The sequence below is a fragment of the Pseudomonas sp. Tn43 genome (assembly GCF_014192635.1).
GTDB lineage: Bacteria > Pseudomonadota > Gammaproteobacteria > Pseudomonadales > Pseudomonadaceae > Aquipseudomonas.
In genome coordinates this window covers 370,755-386,733 of record NZ_JACHYG010000004.1, presented here as the reverse complement: position 1 = coordinate 386,733, position 15,979 = coordinate 370,755, and the positions used below count along the sequence as shown (strand labels likewise).

The window sequence follows — 15,979 nt, the reverse complement described above, 5'->3', positions numbered from 1 at the left end:
TTGAAAAAGGCCTTCTTCGGAAGGCCTTTTTTTGTGCCCGCGATTCAGCAGACGATGCAATCCCCATGTGGGAGCGGGCTTATGTGGCGAGGGGGCTTGCCCCCGTTGGGTCGCGAAGCGGCCCCAGAATCTGCGCTCGTGGTGTATCGGGTACACCGCGTGCAATGTTCTACGACTGCTACGCAGCCGAACGGGGGCAAGCCCCCTCGCCACACAGGTTCTGCGCGTTAACGAACGGTCAGAATCGGGCTACCCAAACGCTCCAGCAAGGTGGCCTGGGCACTGCGCGGGTTCTGGTTGCCGGTCGGCGTATTGCGGATATAGCGACCATCCGACTGCAGGCTCCAGCTGTGGGTGTTATCGGTGAGATAAAGCTCCAGCTCTTTCTTGACCCGCAATATCAGCTTCTTGCCCTCGACCGGGAAGCAAGTCTCGACGCGTTTGTCGAGGTTGCGCTCCATCCAGTCGGCGCTGGACAAGAACATCTGCTCTTCGCCGCCATTGAGGAAGTAAAAGACCCGGGTGTGTTCCAGGAAGCGGCCGATGATCGAGCGCACGTGGATGTTGTGGGACACGCCGGCGATGCCTGGGCGCAGGCAGCACATGCCGCGCACCACCAGATCGATACGCACCCCGGACTGGCTGGCCTTGTACAACGCGCGGATGACCTTCGGGTCGGTCAGCGAGTTGAACTTGGCGATGATGTGCGCCGGTTTGCCGTCTAGAGCGAATTGCGTCTCCCGGGCAATCATGTCGAGCATGCCCTTCTTCAACGTGAACGGCGCGTGCAGCAGTTTCTTCATGCGCAGGGTCTTGCCCATGCCAATCAACTGGCTGAACAGTTTGCCGACGTCTTCGCACAAGGCATCGTCGGAAGTCAGCAGGCTGTAGTCGGTGTACAGACGGGCGTTGGCTGCGTGGTAGTTGCCGGTCCCCAAGTGGGCATAACGGACAATTTCGCCCGCCTCGCGGCGTAAAATCAGCATCATCTTGGCGTGGGTCTTGAAGCCGACCACGCCGTAGATCACCACCGCGCCGGCCGCTTGCAGACGGCTGGCCAGTTGCAGGTTGGATTCTTCATCGAAGCGCGCGCGCAATTCGATTACCGCCGTCACTTCCTTGCCGTTGCGCGCAGCGTCCACCAGCGCGTCGACGATCTCGGAGTTGGCGCCGCTGCGATACAACGTCTGGCGAACCGCCAACACGTGCGGATCCTTGGCCGCCTGACGCAGCAAGTCGACCACCGGGGTGAACGACTCGAACGGGTGCAGCAGCAGAATGTCCTGCTTGCTGATCACGCTGAAAATGTTCTCGCTGTTTTGCAGCAGTTTCGGGATCTGCGGTGTGAACGGTGTGTATTGCAGCTCCGGATGACTGTCCAGGCCGGTGATGCTGAACAGCCGGGTCAGGTTGACCGGGCCGTTGACCTGGTACAGCTCGGTCTCATGCAGGTTGAACTGCTTGAGCAGGTAATCGGACAGGTGTTTGGGGCAGGTATCGGCGACTTCCAGACGCACCGCGTCACCGTAGCGACGGGAGAACAACTCACCGCGCAGGGCGCGAGCCAGGTCTTCGACATCTTCGGTGTCGACCGCGAGGTCGGCGTTTCGGGTCAGGCGGAACTGGTAGCAACCCTTGACCTTCATGCCCTGGAACAGGTCGTCGGCGTGGGCGTGGATCATCGACGACAGGAACACATAGTTGTCGCCGGGGCCGCCGACTTCTTCCGGCACCTTGATGATCCGCGGCAGCAGACGCGGTGCCGGGATAATCGCCAGACCGGAGTCGCGACCGAAGGCGTCGATGCCTTCGAGCTCGACGATGAAGTTCAGGCTCTTGTTCACCAGCAACGGAAACGGGTGCGTCGGGTCGAGGCCGATCGGGGTGATGATCGGCGCGATCTCGTCGCGGAAATAACGTCGAACCCAAGTCTTGAGCTTGGTGGTCCAGTAACGGCGACGGATGAAGCGGACCTGATGTTTTTCCAGTTCCGGCAACAGAATGTCATTGAGGATCGCATACTGACGATCGACGTGGCCGTGCACCAGTTCACTGATGCGAGCCAGGGCCTGGTGCGGTTGCAGGCCATCGGCGCCAGCCTGTTCGCGAGCGAAGGTGATCTGCTTCTTCAGGCCGGCCACACGAATCTCGAAGAACTCGTCCAGGTTGCTGGAGAAAATCAGCAAAAACTTCAGCCGCTCCAGCAATGGGTAGGACTCATCCAGCGCCTGCTCCAGCACGCGGATGTTGAACTGCAGTTGCGAGAGCTCACGATGGATGTACAGGCTGCTGTCATCCAGGCCGGGAATGGCAATCGCTGGCGCCGCCGCAACAACAGGCTCGGCCACCACTGCGGGAGGAGCAGGCTCCAGCTCCGGCGGGGTTTCGGCGATTGGCTCCACCACAGGTTGAGCGTCTTTTACGGCAACTTCAGTGAGTCCTTCGGTATTCATCGAATGTTCCTGGGAGGGCTATTTTTGCTCTCGTAACAATTGAGCAGCACGGACGGCAAAGTAAGTCAGGATGCCATCAGCGCCTGCACGTTTAAAAGCGGTCAGGGATTCGAGGATAACCCCTTCGCTCAACCAGCCATTCTGGATCGCTGCCATGTGCATGGCGTATTCGCCGCTGACCTGATAGACAAAGGTCGGCACTTTGAATTCTTCCTTGACCCGGCAAAGGATATCCAGATACGGCATGCCTGGCTTGACCATGACCATGTCCGCACCTTCTGACAAGTCCGCAGCCACTTCGTGCAGGGCTTCGTTGCTGTTGGCCGGGTCCATCTGATAGGAGGCCTTGTTGGCCTTGCCCAGGTTCAGCGCCGAACCCACCGCATCGCGGAACGGGCCGTAGTAGGCGCTGGCGTATTTGGCCGAGTAAGCCATGATCCGCACGTTGACGTGACCGGCCAGCTCCAGCGCTTCGCGGATCGCCTGAATGCGCCCGTCCATCATGTCCGAAGGCGCCACCACCTGAGCGCCGGCTTCGGCGTGGGACAGGGCCTGTTTAACCAGCGCGTCGACGGTAATGTCGTTCTGCACATAGCCTTCTTCATCAAGAATGCCGTCTTGACCGTGGGTGGTAAACGGGTCCAGAGCGACGTCGGTGATCACCCCCAGTTCCGGGAATCGGTCACGCAGCGCTCGGGTGGCGCGCTGGGCGATGCCGTCAGGATTCCAGGCTTCGGCGGCGTCCAGGGATTTGAGCTCCGGCGGCGTTACCGGGAACAATGCCAGGGCCGGAATTCCCAGCTCGACCCACTTGGCCGCTTCTTCCAGCAACAGGTCGATGGTCAGGCGCTCGACGCCCGGCATCGATGCCACCGCTTCGCGACGGTTTTCACCGTCCAGCACGAACACCGGCAGGATCAGGTCATCGACGGTCAGTACGTTTTCACGGACCAGTCGACGCGAGAAATCATCACGACGATTACGACGCAGGCGGGTTGCAGGAAACAAACGATTGGCGGGGGTAAAACTCACGGCAGACTCCTGAGCCCGCGCTGGCGGGCGAGCGTGACAGTTATAAGCGGCCATTATGACGAACGGATGACAGTTGTGCTTCAGCACGCCGCATTCCATTGTCCCTGTAGGAAATGTTCACGTCGAGACACATTTTGACACTTTCCTGAATGTGTCCGAGGGGTTAGGCTGCGCGTTCATTTCGCCAGCACCCAGACAATGCTCCAACAATTTCTTCAGGAATTCGGCTACTTCGCCCTCTTTCTCGGCACGTTCTTCGAAGGCGAAACCATCCTGGTGCTCGCAGGCTTCCTTGCGTTCCGTGGATACATGGACATCAAAGTGGTGATGCTCGTGGCATTCCTCGGCAGCTATGCCGGCGATCAGCTGTGGTACTTCCTGGGACGCAAGCACGGGCGCAAATTGCTGGCGCGCAAACCGCGCTGGCAACTGATGGGCGATCGGGCGCTGGAACATATCCGCAAGCATCCGGATATCTGGGTGCTGAGCTTTCGCTTTGTCTATGGACTGCGCACCGTGATGCCGGTGGCGATCGGTCTGTCGGGCTATCCGCCGGGACGTTATCTGCTGCTCAACGGGATTGGCGCAGCCATCTGGGCCGCCGCCCTGGCGTCCGCCGCTTATCACTTTGGCGCAGTGCTCGAAGGCATGCTCGGTAGCGTCAAGAAGTATGAGCTGTGGGTACTGGGCGCCCTGCTGGTATTGGGCTTTTTCCTGTGGCTGCGCCGGCGCTTCAAGAATGCCCGTCTGGCGAAGCAGATCTATGCCGACGAGCAAGCGTTGAAAGCCGAACAGGCCAAATCCAGCGAATCTACGACGCCCATCGAGTGAAGCGGTTTGTGCAACAGTAGAGACCGATTCCGCTGAGCAGGCTGTAACTGAGCAGCCCCACCCAGCCCGCCGCGCCGCCCATTACATGGGCCGGCCATAACCCGACCATTGGCGCCAGCCATACCAGCGGCAGGTTTGACGCCAGCCGCAACAGCTCCAGCTTCAATGCCTGCGGGCGATTTTCCAGGGCCATGCCCAACACAAACAACCCCAGCGCCACGGCGCCCCAGCCCAACACCAAGGCTGCGGTGGGCAGACTGTGCTCCAGGTTCATCAAGTAACTGCCCAAGGCGATGTAGACGCAAAATTGCAGCGCCACATACCACTGCTGGCGTCCGTCGAGTGGAACCTCGAATTTGCGGAACTGGCTAAGGTCCGGTTTGTTCATCGGGTACTTGGCCGCCACATCCGCCGGCCGCCAACCGGTGCGCATGAACCAGATCCGCAGTTTGTCCCATCTGCTTTCTGCGCGCCGGGCGTCATCCCACAGCTGCACATAGAACTGCACGTTCGCCCACAACGGATTCCAGCTCGCCAGCGGCGTGGTCACGCCGAAAATCACCGGTTCGTTGTCATCCTCTTCCTGGAACGAGCCAAATAGACGGTCCCAAATAATGAACACCCCGCCGTAGTTGCGATCCATGTAAAGAGCGTTCTGTGCATGGTGAGCCCGATGATTGGACGGCGTGACGAAGCACCATTCGAACCAGCCAAGCTTGGGAATGTGCCGGGTATGCACCCAGAATTGGTACAGCAGATTCAGCGCCGCAACGCTGACGAACACCACCAGCGGCACGCCGAGCACGGCCATGGGCAGGTAGAAAATCCAGCTCAACAGGAACCCGGTGCTGGTCTGGCGCAAGGCCGTGGAGAGGTTGTACTCCTCGCTCTGATGATGCACCGAGTGCGCGGCCCAGAGGATGTTGCGTTCGTGGCCCATGCGGTGCAGCCAGTAGTAGCAGAAGTCGTAGAAAACGAAAGCGAACACCCAGACCCAGACGCTGTCGGCCGACAGCTCGATCACGGCCAGATGCTTCAGGGCGAAAGCATAAGTCACCAGGCCGACGCCTTTGGTAAGCAGGCCCGTGGTAGTCGACAGCACACCCGTGCTGAGGCTGTTGATCGCGTCTGCCAAGCGGTAATTGCTCACTGCGCGCCAACGGTCAGCCAGCAACTCGACTGCAATCAGCACAAAGAAAAACGGCACCGCATACAGAATGAAGTCCATGACGCGCCCTGATCAGAATCGTTCAGCAGAGATTAGGTGTAGCCGCGTATTAACCCTATGGCAACGAATGACAAATTAGTGGACATTTAACGCCATGAATCTGGAGAAAAGCCCATGAGCAAAAAAATTGCAGTGATCCTTTCCGGCTGCGGCGTGTACGACGGCGCCGAGATCCACGAAAGCGTGATCACCCTGCTGCGGCTGGACCAGCGCGGTGCCCAGGTGCAGTGTTTCGCACCCGATATCGCGCAATTGCATGTGATCAACCACCTGACTGGCGAAGAAATGCCCGAGGCGCGCAACGTGCTGGTGGAATCGGCACGGATCGCCCGAGGCAACATCAAGGATATCCGTGAAGCCAGCGTCGAAGATTTCGATGCGCTGATCATTCCCGGCGGATTCGGATCAGCCAAGAATCTGTCGAACTTTGCCGTCGAAGGTGCCGGATGCAGCGTTCAGCCTGATGTGCTGGCGCTGACCGAAGCGTTCGCCGAAGCCGGCAAACCGGTGGGCCTGATCTGCATCTCGCCGGCGCTGGCGGCCAAGATCTACGGCCCAGGCGTGACCTGCACCATCGGCAACGATGCCGATACAGCCGCCGCGATGAGTAAAATGGGCGCCACCCATGCCGAGTGCGCGGTGACCGACATCGTCGAAGACAAGGCGCGCAAACTGGTAAGCACGCCGGCGTACATGCTGGCCCAATCGATCAGCGAGGCCGCTTCTGGCATCAACAAACTGGTCGACCGCGTGCTGGAACTGACCCACGAGAACGACGAGTAAAGAAGCAAGATCAAAAGATCGCAGGCTTCGCCAGCTCCTACATGGACCGTGACCGACGCAAATTACAGGTTTATGCGAATCCTGTAGGAGCTGCCGAAGGCTGCGATCTTTTCAGGCTTTACGCGATAACCGCGTGAGTATCCGGTCCAGCGCATTGGCGAATGCCTGCTTCTCGCGCTCGCCAAACGGCGCCGGTCCGCCGCTCATCTGGCCCTGCTCGCGCAGATCGGTGAACAGGTTTCGCACCGCCAGTCGATCGCCCATGTTCTGCGCATCGAACTCCTTGCCCCGCGGGTCCAGCGCCGCGACGCCCTTCTTTACCAGCCGATCCGCCAGCGGTACATCGCTGCAAATCACCAGCTCACCCGGCGCCGCGTGTTCCACCAGGTAATCGTCGGCGGCATCCGGGCCGCTGGGCACCACGATCAGTTTCACCAAGGCGAGGCCCGGTTTGATCTGCGGCTGACCGGCCACCAGCACCACTTCAAACTGGCGCTTGAGGGCGAACTTCACCACCAGATCCTTGGCTGCCCGAGGGCAAGCGTCAGCATCGATCCACACGCGCATAGCGTTTCCTCTATTGAAAAGCATCGCGGGCAAGCCCGCTCCCACAAGGTTAGCGCTTAACCTGTGGGAGCGAGGCTTGCCCGCGAATATGAGCGCAGCGAATGCTTTTAAGAAACCTGCATCCGCCGCTTCTCGGCCATTCGGCTACGGCTGTACAACACAATGATCGCAATGATCGCCACAGCCTGAGCACTCAGCGAATACGCATCAGCGTGGATCCCCAGCCAGTCGAAGTCAAAGAATGGTACCGGCCGCGTGCCGAAGATCCCGGCTTCCTGCAATGCCTTCACGCCATGGCCGGCAAACACCACCGACAACGCGCAGAGCAAACCGGCATTGATGCCGAAGAACAACGCCAGCGGCAGTTTCGCCGAGCCGCGCAGAATCACCCACGCCAGACCAATCAGCAATACCAGCGCCGTCGCTCCGCCCGCCATTACGGCGTTGTGCCCTGCCGGCCCGGCTTGCAGCCACAGGGTTTCGTAAAACAGGATCACTTCGAACAGCTCGCGATACACCGAGAAGAACGCCAGGATTGCAAAGCCGAAACGCCCGCCGCCGCTTACCAGGCTGCTCTTGATGTAATCCTGCCAGGCCGCTGCGTGGCGACGGTCGTGCATCCACACGCCGAGCCAGAGCACCATGACACTGGCAAACAACGCCGTCGCACCTTCCAGCAGTTCACGTTGCGCGCCGCTGACGTCGATCACATACGCCGCCACTGCCCAGGTCGCCAGCCCGGCCAGCAGTGCCAGGCCCCAGCCGATGTTGACGCTGCGCACCGCCGATTGCTGGCCGGTATTGCGCAGGAAGGCGAGAATCGCCGCGAGCACCAGAATCGCTTCCAGACCTTCGCGCAACAGGATCAACAGACCGGAAACGTAGCTCAGCGACCAGCTCAAGCCATCACTGCCCAATAAGCCGGCAGACTCTTTCAACTTGGCTTTGGCCGCTTCCAGACGCTGCTCGGCCTGGGCCACCGGCAAGCCGTCCTGCAACGACTGACGGTACGCCATGAGGGATTTTTCGGTGTCTTTGCGCACGTTGGCGTCGACGTTGTCCAGCGAGCTTTCAACCAGCTCGAAGCCTTCCAGGTACGCCGCTACCGACAAGTCATAAGCCTGATCGTGATCGCCGGCGCGGTAGGCTGCGATGCTCTTGTCCAGGGTGGCGGCCGTGTAATCAAGCAACTGCCCCGGCCCACGCTTGACCTGCGGCGGTTGCGCCCGTTGTGCACGGAAGGTAGCGGCTGCTTGCGGGCCTTCGGCGGCCAGCACTTCGGCTGGTGTCTGACGCGCGAGGTCGGCGATGTTGTAGGTTTTCCCGGATGTGGCCGCAGCCGGATCGGCGCTGAAGCTGGCGATGTAGGTTGCCAGGTCCCAACGTTGACGATCATCCAGTTGATCGGCGAAGGCCGGCATGTCGGTGCCTTCGACCCCCATGCCCAGCGTGTTGTAGATCGCATAGAGGCTCAGACGGTCCAGTCGCACGGCATCCCGCAGATTGGCCGGCGGCGGCGTCATGCCGACGCCCGCCGGGCCGTCACCGGCCCCCGCATCGCCATGGCATACCGAACATTGCTGGGCATACAGCGGCGCACCGCGAGTCGGGTCGGGGGTAATGACCGGGGCCTGGCTGACCTCATAGGTCACCGCCAGTCTGGCCCCCAGCTGACGCGCCTGACGGGCAACATCCGCGCCATTCTTGCGAGCAGCGATGGCCGCGCCAAGGCTGTCGACGCCCTGCTCCAGCTCTGCGCGCTCGGGTTTGGCCGGCAAATCGGCGATCAAACCTTGCAGCACTTTTAGGAATTCCTGTTGTTCGCGGTACTCAGGTTCATCGATGACGTTGCCCGCCTCCACCGTCGCCGGGTAATCGGCGCCGATGTAATCGAGCAAATGCAAGGCCTTGGGCGCACCTTCTGCGGTTTCGGCCAGCGTATTGAAGCTGCAGAACGCAATCATCGGCAGCACAAGCCACGCCAGAAAACGAGAGGAAGCAGTCATGAATAACTCTCAAATGGAAATACGAAGTAACACATTGTTCACTTCGAATGAGTTTCACTCAAGCTTTGTTGGAATTTCCTGGGAAAGCGCTGTGGTGTTCGGCCTGAAATAAGTAATGGCACATCGCGGAAATTTGCAATTAAAAAGCCATTACATGGCCAGCATCCCTGTTTATAATGCCGCGCCTTCGTTATTGCGATATGGCATTTAAGCTCCTTTTTTTATGAGGAATTGGCAGGAGGCCAACAGCCCTGCCGATGGGTCCCAACAGCCCGACCAGCACGCGGCTGCTTAAATTCAGGGAAGACGTACCCCTTATGGCATTCCATGCCCCCACCTTGATCGCGCTCAGCGCTGTCACCTTGCTTTGCGGCTGCTCGGCCTTTCGTAACTACGATTCGGAACTTGCACAAACCAACCAGCAACTGGCCTCCGGCAACGTCGACGCCGCCTTGACCCTGCTGGAAAAGAACAACACCAGCAAAGACAAAGACCTGCTCTATTACTTCGAGAAAGGTGAATTGCTGCGCGCCAAGGGCGACTTGTCCGGCAGCCAGAACGCCTGGTCCAGTGCCGATCAGGTGGTGGGCAAGTGGGAAGACGCGGTCAAGCTCGACACCGACAAATACCTGGCTCAGTTCGGCAGCTTCCTGGTCAACGATAAAGTGCGTCGCTACGAAGGCTACGATTACGAAAAAGTCATGCTGACCACGCAGATGGCCCTCAACCTGCTGGCGGTGAATGACTTCGATGGCGCGCGCACGGCGATCAAGAAGACTCACGAGCGTGAAGCGGTGATTGCCGACCTTCGTGACAAGGAATACCTCAAGAGCGAAGAGCAAGCCGAGAAACAAGGCGTCAAAACCCAGTACAAGGATTTGCAGGGTTACCCGGTGGCCAGCCTCGATGCGCCGGAAGTGGTCAGCCTGAAAAACAGCTACCAGAGCGCGTTCAGCCATTATCTGGCCGGCTTCGTCTATGAAGCCCTGGGCGAGAAAGATCTGGCGGCACCAGGTTATCGCAAGGCCGCCGAGCTGCGTCCGAACACGCCGCTGCTGGAGCAGGCGCTGGTGAATCTCGACAAACCCGCCAAGAACGAGGACAGCGACATCCTGATCGTGGTGCAAAGCGGTCTGGCGCCGTCCCGTGATTCGATCCGCATTCCGCTGCCGTTGCCGATCAGCAATAACGTGGTGATTACGCCGCTGTCATTCCCGATCATCAAGCCGGACACCTCCACCGCCGTGTTTGCCCAAATCGGCGTGGACGGTCAGCAGTTGGACCTGACCCCACTCAACAGCACCACTGCCATGTCCCGTCGCGCGCTGCGTGATGACATGCCAGGCATCATCCTGCGCACTACCGTGCGGGCGATCACTCGTGGCGTGGCACAGAAGCAGATCAACGAAACCAACCCGCTGGCGGGTCTTGCGGTCGGCATCACTTCAGCCGTACTCGAAGGCGCCGATACCCGTACGTGGCGCACGCTGCCGGACAACACTCAGGTGGTGCGGCTGCGTTTGAAGAAAGGCGAGCACAGCGTCACGTTGCCGAGCGCCGTGGGTGGCTCGGTGGTCAAGGTCACCGTCGATCAGCGCTTTCAGGTCATCACCCTGCGCGCCGTGGGCAATCACGTGTTCACCAGCGGCCTGGCTGCGCATGTGATCCCGAGCGCCAACCCGACCGCCGTGGCCAGCCTCAAACAACCTTAAGAACGGAGTCTTTGCATGCGTTTCAAATTCATCGCTGTCGTCGCCCTGGCCTTGCTGGCCGGCTGCGCCACCCCGCCACCGCCGGAGCCAGGCAGCGCGGCCAGCAAGGTCGTGGCCATGGGCAAGCTCAAGAACATCGTGGTCGGCGCCATGCGCGTGGCCCGGGAAAACGGTTTCATGACGGTCAATGCGCAGTTGAGCAACACCAGCTACAACAACAAGACCTTCTACTACCGCTTTGCCTGGCTCGGCCCTGAAGGTTTTCCGGTTGCCGAAGAGGAAACCTGGAAAAGCCAGATGATGTACGGCGAGCAGACCAGTTTTATCCAGGCCATTGCGCCGACCGCCAAAGCCGTGGATTTCCGTCTCGAAATCAAAACGCCTTAAGCCCGACACCCTATTCGTTCAGTTCTAGAGAGCATTCCCATGTTTGCACGCTTTTCGTTCATCGCCTTCATCGCCCTGCTGGCCAGCGGTTGCGCCAACACTTCGCCGACGCTTGGCAACAAAAACATCAGCTACGGCGACACCAAGGCCGTGGAAACCGTGACCAACGAATTCGGTTCCACTGATCTGCAGATGATCGCTGAATCCATGACCCGCTCCCTGGCCCAGTCCGGCATCTTGCAAGGCCGCCCGGTGGTTCAGGTCTACGACGTGAAGAACAAGACCAGCGAGTACATCGATACCCGCGAAATCACCACCAGCATCAAGACTCAACTGATGAAGTCCGGCACTGCCCGCTTCGCCAGCGACAACACCGCCATGCAAAGCCAGGTCGACCAGCTCAAGCTGCAAAACCAGAGCGGTTTGTACAAGAAAAGCACCGTGGCCAAGACGGGCAACATGATCGCCGCCCAATACCGTCTTGAAGGTTCGATCAGCTCGATCGTCAAGCGCAGCAGCGATTACAAGGACGTCTTCTACAAATTCAGCCTGCAGTTGATCGACGTTGAAAGCGGCCTGGCCGAGTGGATGGACGAAAAAGAGATCCGCAAGACCACGGAGCGTTAATCGATGCGCGCATGGATTGGCATGATGGCCCTGGCTTGCGCGTTCAGCGTGCAAGCGGCCCCGAAAGTCGCGGTGACGGATCTGGCGTATCAGGAGCGGGTGGAGCAATACATCCACATCGTTTCGGCACAGAGCAACCACAGCCAGAGTTATTACGGCGCCAGCGGCTCTTCGAGTTACAACGAGATCGAAGCGACCAGCAGCTACATCGAGCAAGGCGAGCTGCGTAAATTCACCGGCGACATCAAGGGCGAGATTCTGCGCACCGGCATGTTCCAGCTGGTGCAAGGCACGCCTTACACAGCATCGTCCAAAGGTGATGTGTATGACGTGATCAAGCGGATCAAGGCCGGTAACTTCAAGGGTGCCGACTACGTGCTGTTCGGCACCGTGTCGGACATCGATTTCACCCGCGACATGAATGAGCTGGCCAACACCGACAGCTATGCGGCGGTGCTGGGGCTGACGTTGGTGGCGGACTTCAGCCTGATCAACACCAAGACCTTTGAAATCACCTCGGCGTTCACGGCGATGGGCGAAGGTCAGGACACCAAACTGGTGAATGGTCGGGACATCAGGATTTCACTGAACCGCCCACGGGTGGTACGTGACGTGTCCAAGGCGCTGGGTGAAGATGTGGCTGCGCAACTGAGCCAACAGCTCGGTGGCGATGGTGGCTACGAGCAGCCGAGGCAAGCGCCGCTGCGCAATAACCTGCCGCAGGATACGGCGCCGGTGATTTTGCACTGACCTCAGGTTGGCTATCTGTGGCGAGGGGGCTTTGTGGCGAGGGAGCTTGCTCCCGTTCTGATCGTTCCCACGCCCCGCGTGGGAATGCAGCCAGGGACGCTCTGCGTCCCAAAGAGCCGAACGCGAAGCGTCCGTTGAGGCATTCCCACGCAGAGCATGGGAACGATCAGGCGACCTGAAGAGGTCGCCTTTTTTGTGCCTGACGGTCTATGCCGCCGCTTTGCGCAGGGTCGCCATGAACGCCGCCGCGCCAATGAACAATCCGGCAAAAGTCCGGTTCATGCGTTGTTGCTGCTTGGGTGTGCGCAGCAAACGCAGCACCTTGGCCGCCAGCCCGGTGTAGCCGGCCATGACGATCAGGTCGACGCCGATCATGGTCACGCCGAGAATCAGGTACTGGGCCACCAGCGGCGCGTGAGGGTCGATGAATTGCGGCAGCACCGCAAGCATGAACACCAAGGCCTTGGGGTTGCTGATGTTCACCAGAAAGCCCCGGAACACCAGCGCCATCGGCTTGCCGATCTGCCGGATGGCGGCATCGTCGCTCATGTCATTGGGCAGCGCGCGCCATTGCTTGACCGCGAGGTAGACCAGGTAAGCCACGCCAAACCATTTGATCGCATAAAAAGCCGTGGCCGAAGCCGCGAGGATCGCCCCCACACCGGCCGCGACAATCGCGATCTGCAAGGCCAGGCCCAGTTGCAGGCCCAGAGCATTCCAGTAGCCGCGCCAGAAACCGTAGCGCAAACCGCTGGACATCGACGCAATGGCGCCGGCACCGGGTGAAAGACTGATCACCCAGCAGGCGGCAAAAAAAGCCAGCCATGTTTGAAGCACCATCGCCCACCTCGATTCAGACTCGTGACAGACACCTAAACTAATGCGCCTTCGGGCCGATGACTACCGATTTTTTGTGGGATATGGCGACTGTCGATCTGCGCTTACGGCTTGAAGGGCCCATCGTCTGACGGACCGCCATCGCGAGCAAGCTCGCTTCACAGGGTTTCGGGCTGATCACAAACCTGTAATCCGCCCCCAAAAAACTGTGGGAGCGGGCTTGCCCGCGATGGCGGTGTGTCAGGCAACAGAAGGCTTACTTTTCGAACCCGTTCGAAGGGAGCACATCCGTCCCACGCCAACGCCGGACCGAGCGCTGGAAAAACAGGCTATTGGGCACCTGCACCATGGCGCTGCCGGTGCCGAGTTCTTCGGCTTCGATCAGCGTGGTGTAGAGCAGATTGATCGCCACCACCCGGCCTTTGACACCGGGCTTGTCGGTGGTATCCACCAACTCGACCACATCGCCGATACGAAACGGGCCGACGGTAAAGATCAGGATCGCGCACAGCAAGTTGGAGAGCACGCTCCACATGGCGAAAAACGCCACGGCGGCCACTGCAACGAAACCGGACAATGCCGTCCAGAGCACTGTGGCCGACACGCCAAGGCGTTCCAGCACAAAGATCAACGCACTGCCCATGATCAGCCAGCGCAAACCACCGCGCAGCGGCATGAAAAACTGCGGCGGAAACGGATAGCGTTCGCCCAGGCGAGTCAGGCATTTAGCGACGACGCGCTGAGCGATATAACCGGCCAGCAGGATCAGCAGAATTTGCACGACCAGCCAGAGCGGCTCGCCCCACCCAGCCGGCAGCGGCAACTTGAAGGCTTCCATCAGGACAACGCCTCCAGCTCCGCCTGCATGCTTTCGAGCAGTTCGAGCGCTTCCATCCAGGCTTCTTCCAGCTCCGCTTCACGCACCTTCAGCTTGGCCTGTTCAGCCAGCAAATCACGCAAATCGTTCTTGCGCATCGGCTCGTAAATGTCGCTGTCGCCGAGGCTGGTATCGATTTTCGCCAGCTTCTCGTGCAGCTTGCCCAGCTCGGCTTCAAGCTTGTCAGCCTCACGCTTGTGCGGTGCCAGTTGCTGACGCAACGCAGCAGCCGCCTGGCGCTGGGCTTTCTTGTCGGTCTTGTCCGGATTGACCGGCGTATTGCTGACCGGGGCGTTGCGTTGACGGTATTCCACCAGCCAACGGGCGTAATCCTCCAGGTCGCCGTCGAACTCCTCGACCTTGCCGTCTGCCACCAGATAGAAATTGTCAGTGGTGCTTTTGAGCAGATGGCGATCGTGTGAGACCACCAAAACCGCGCCACTGAACTCCTGCAGCGCCATGGTCAGCGCCAGACGCATTTCCAGATCCAGGTGGTTGGTCGGTTCATCGAGCAGCAACAGGTTGGGTCGATCCCAAGCGATCAATGCCAAGGCCAGACGTGCCTTCTCACCGCCAGAGAAATTAAGGACTGGCTCATCGATACGCGCGCCACGGAAGTCGAAACCACCGAGGAAATCACGCAAGGTTTGCTCTCGTTCGGTCGGCGCCAGGCGCTGCAAATGCAGCAACGGGCTGGCTTTGGCGTCGAGAGAATCCAGTTGATGCTGGGCGAAGTAACCCACGACGGTATTTTCACCGCGCGTCAGGCGACCCGCCAACGGCTCAAGCTCACCGGAGAGGTTTTTGATCAGGGTCGATTTACCGGCGCCGTTCGGGCCGAGCAAACCGATGCGCGCACCAGGGGTCAGTTGCAGCTTGACCTTCTCCAGCACGGCTTTGTCGCCGTAACCCAGTCGAGCATCTGACAGGTCGATCAGCGGGCTGGAAATTTTCGTCGACTCGCGGAAGACGAAATCGAACGGCGAATCGACGTGGGCGGCGGACAGCTCTTCCATCCGCTCCAGTGCCTTGATCCGGCTTTGGGCCTGACGGGCCTTGGTGGCCTGAGCCTTGAAGCGGGCGATGTAGCTTTCCATGTGCGCACGTTGCGCCTGCTGCTTCTCGTAGGCCTGTTGTTGCTGGGCCAGACGTTCGGCACGGGCACGTTCGAAAGCGCTGTAACCACCGCGATACAGGGTGATCTTGCGTTGATCGACGTGGGCGACGTGATCGACCACGGCATCGAGGAAGTCCCGGTCGTGGGAGATCAGCAGCAAAGTGCCGGGATAGCTTTTAAGCCACTCTTCGAGCCAGATGATGGCGTCGAGGTCCAAGTGGTTGGTCGGTTCGTCGAGCAGCAACAGGTCCGAAGGGCACATCAAAGCCTGCGCCAGATTCAGACGCATCCGCCAGCCACCGGAGAAATCTCCTACTTGCCGATCCATCTGCTCGTTGGTGAACCCAAGGCCGGCCAGCAACTTGCGGGCCCGGGCATCGGCGGTGTAGCCGTCGGCGCTGTCGAGCTCCGAGTGCAGGCGGGCCTGAGCGGCACCGTCATGGGCCGCTTCGGCTGCGGCGAGGTCGCGTTGCACCTCGCGCAGGCGCAGGTCGCCATCGAGCACGTAGTCGACCGCCAGGCGTTCGAGTGTCTCGATTTCCTGGCGCATGTGGGCGATGCGCCAGTCGGCCGGCAAGAAGCAGTCACCCGAGTCCGGATGCAGTTCGCCACGAATCAAGGCGAACAGGCTCGATTTGCCGGCGCCGTTGGCACCGATGAGGCCGGCTTTGTGGCCGGCGTGCAGGGTCAGCTCGGCGTCTTCTAGCAGACGTTGCGGGCCACGCTGTAAAGTGAGGTTCTGAAGTCGAATCATAATGGCGGCGGAGTCTAC

General features: G+C 60.0%; 14 protein-coding genes. 6 read left to right on the top strand and 8 right to left on the bottom strand.

Annotated features, from left to right (window positions below; translation table 11 throughout):
- Positions 1-227 precede the first annotated feature (227 nt).
- Together ppk1 and hemB are read right to left on the bottom strand one after the other, a co-directional pair.
- Positions 228-2,453, bottom strand: a complete 2,226-nt coding sequence (ppk1, locus tag FHW68_RS13475) for a polyphosphate kinase 1 (protein ID WP_183680755.1) — start codon at positions 2,451-2,453, stop codon at positions 228-230.
- An 18-nt stretch (positions 2,454-2,471) separates the two neighbouring features.
- Positions 2,472-3,485, bottom strand: a complete 1,014-nt coding sequence (gene hemB / locus FHW68_RS13470) for a porphobilinogen synthase (protein ID WP_183680753.1) — start codon at positions 3,483-3,485, stop codon at positions 2,472-2,474.
- Between the two features lie 198 nt (positions 3,486-3,683).
- Here hemB and FHW68_RS13465 point away from each other — a divergent pair, with 198 nt between their 5' ends.
- Complete coding sequence (locus tag FHW68_RS13465) at positions 3,684-4,316, top strand: DedA family protein (RefSeq protein ID WP_183680751.1); 633 nt, start codon at positions 3,684-3,686, stop codon at positions 4,314-4,316.
- On the opposite strand, the gene FHW68_RS13460 is transcribed toward FHW68_RS13465, so the two are convergent.
- Positions 4,297-5,544, bottom strand: a complete 1,248-nt coding sequence (locus FHW68_RS13460) for a sterol desaturase family protein (protein WP_095633136.1) — start codon at positions 5,542-5,544, stop codon at positions 4,297-4,299. The two genes, FHW68_RS13465 and FHW68_RS13460, sit on opposite strands and share 20 nt — an antisense overlap.
- A gap of 114 nt (positions 5,545-5,658) precedes the next feature.
- Here FHW68_RS13460 and elbB point away from each other — a divergent pair, with 114 nt between their 5' ends.
- The gene (gene elbB, locus FHW68_RS13455; RefSeq protein WP_095633135.1) at positions 5,659-6,327 is read left to right on the top strand and encodes an isoprenoid biosynthesis glyoxalase ElbB; all 669 of its coding nucleotides are present in this window, start codon (positions 5,659-5,661) and stop codon (positions 6,325-6,327) included.
- A 111-nt stretch (positions 6,328-6,438) separates the two neighbouring features.
- On the opposite strand, the gene FHW68_RS13450 is transcribed toward elbB, so the two are convergent.
- The gene (locus FHW68_RS13450; RefSeq protein ID WP_183680748.1) at positions 6,439-6,894 is read right to left on the bottom strand and encodes a YaiI/YqxD family protein; all 456 of its coding nucleotides are present in this window, start codon (positions 6,892-6,894) and stop codon (positions 6,439-6,441) included.
- Between the two features lie 107 nt (positions 6,895-7,001).
- Entirely contained in the window at positions 7,002-8,900 is a 1,899-nt protein-coding gene (locus tag FHW68_RS13445; RefSeq protein ID WP_183680746.1) for an FTR1 family protein, read from the bottom strand.
- A 317-nt stretch (positions 8,901-9,217) separates the two neighbouring features.
- Between FHW68_RS13445 and FHW68_RS13440 the strand changes: the two genes are divergently transcribed.
- From FHW68_RS13440 to FHW68_RS13425, 4 genes are read left to right on the top strand one after another with little or no spacing between them, the layout of a single operon-like run.
- A complete protein-coding gene (locus FHW68_RS13440; protein WP_183680744.1) occupies positions 9,218-10,612 on the top strand; it encodes a COG3014 family protein in 1,395 nt (464 codons plus the stop codon).
- 15 nt (positions 10,613-10,627) lie between these two features.
- Positions 10,628-10,999 carry a YcfL family protein gene (locus FHW68_RS13435; RefSeq protein WP_007899347.1) on the top strand — a complete coding sequence of 124 codons (372 nt, stop codon included), beginning with the start codon at positions 10,628-10,630 and terminating at the stop codon, positions 10,997-10,999.
- 39 nt (positions 11,000-11,038) lie between these two features.
- Positions 11,039-11,626, top strand: coding sequence for a penicillin-binding protein activator LpoB (lpoB, locus tag FHW68_RS13430; protein ID WP_095633130.1), 588 nt, complete (start codon positions 11,039-11,041; stop codon positions 11,624-11,626).
- A gap of 3 nt (positions 11,627-11,629) precedes the next feature.
- Positions 11,630-12,376: a penicillin-binding protein activator LpoB gene (locus tag FHW68_RS13425; protein WP_183680742.1), complete on the top strand. Its 747-nt coding sequence runs from the start codon at positions 11,630-11,632 to the stop codon at positions 12,374-12,376.
- Between the two features lie 207 nt (positions 12,377-12,583).
- Here FHW68_RS13425 and FHW68_RS13420 read toward each other — a convergent pair whose 3' ends face one another.
- The 3 genes from FHW68_RS13420 to FHW68_RS13410 all read right to left on the bottom strand — a co-directional run bounded on the left by FHW68_RS13420 (position 12,584) and on the right by FHW68_RS13410 (position 15,961).
- A complete protein-coding gene (locus FHW68_RS13420; protein WP_095633128.1) occupies positions 12,584-13,216 on the bottom strand; it encodes a LysE family transporter in 633 nt (210 codons plus the stop codon).
- Positions 13,217-13,469: 253 nt separating this feature from the next.
- Positions 13,470-14,051 carry a mechanosensitive ion channel family protein gene (locus FHW68_RS13415; protein ID WP_095633127.1) on the bottom strand — a complete coding sequence of 194 codons (582 nt, stop codon included), beginning with the start codon at positions 14,049-14,051 and terminating at the stop codon, positions 13,470-13,472.
- Complete coding sequence (locus tag FHW68_RS13410; RefSeq protein WP_095633126.1) at positions 14,051-15,961, bottom strand: ATP-binding cassette domain-containing protein; 1,911 nt, start codon at positions 15,959-15,961, stop codon at positions 14,051-14,053. The genes FHW68_RS13415 and FHW68_RS13410 overlap by 1 nt, the downstream gene beginning before the upstream one ends.
- Between the last annotated feature and the right edge of the window lie 18 nt (positions 15,962-15,979).

Coding starts and splice junctions, on each gene's coding strand:
- ppk1 (WP_183680755.1), bottom strand. CDS start 2,453: ATGAATACCGAAGGACTCACTGAAGTTGCCGTAAAAGACGCTCAACCT.
- FHW68_RS13465 (WP_183680751.1), top strand. CDS start 3,684: ATGCTCCAACAATTTCTTCAGGAATTCGGCTACTTCGCCCTCTTTCTC.
- FHW68_RS13460 (WP_095633136.1), bottom strand. CDS start 5,544: ATGGACTTCATTCTGTATGCGGTGCCGTTTTTCTTTGTGCTGATTGCA.
- elbB (WP_095633135.1), top strand. CDS start 5,659: ATGAGCAAAAAAATTGCAGTGATCCTTTCCGGCTGCGGCGTGTACGAC.
- FHW68_RS13450 (WP_183680748.1), bottom strand. CDS start 6,894: ATGCGCGTGTGGATCGATGCTGACGCTTGCCCTCGGGCAGCCAAGGAT.
- FHW68_RS13445 (WP_183680746.1), bottom strand. CDS start 8,900: ATGACTGCTTCCTCTCGTTTTCTGGCGTGGCTTGTGCTGCCGATGATT.
- FHW68_RS13440 (WP_183680744.1), top strand. CDS start 9,218: ATGGCATTCCATGCCCCCACCTTGATCGCGCTCAGCGCTGTCACCTTG.
- FHW68_RS13435 (WP_007899347.1), top strand. CDS start 10,628: ATGCGTTTCAAATTCATCGCTGTCGTCGCCCTGGCCTTGCTGGCCGGC.
- lpoB (WP_095633130.1), top strand. CDS start 11,039: ATGTTTGCACGCTTTTCGTTCATCGCCTTCATCGCCCTGCTGGCCAGC.
- FHW68_RS13425 (WP_183680742.1), top strand. CDS start 11,630: ATGCGCGCATGGATTGGCATGATGGCCCTGGCTTGCGCGTTCAGCGTG.
- FHW68_RS13420 (WP_095633128.1), bottom strand. CDS start 13,216: ATGGTGCTTCAAACATGGCTGGCTTTTTTTGCCGCCTGCTGGGTGATC.
- FHW68_RS13415 (WP_095633127.1), bottom strand. CDS start 14,051: ATGGAAGCCTTCAAGTTGCCGCTGCCGGCTGGGTGGGGCGAGCCGCTC.
- FHW68_RS13410 (WP_095633126.1), bottom strand. CDS start 15,961: ATGATTCGACTTCAGAACCTCACTTTACAGCGTGGCCCGCAACGTCTG.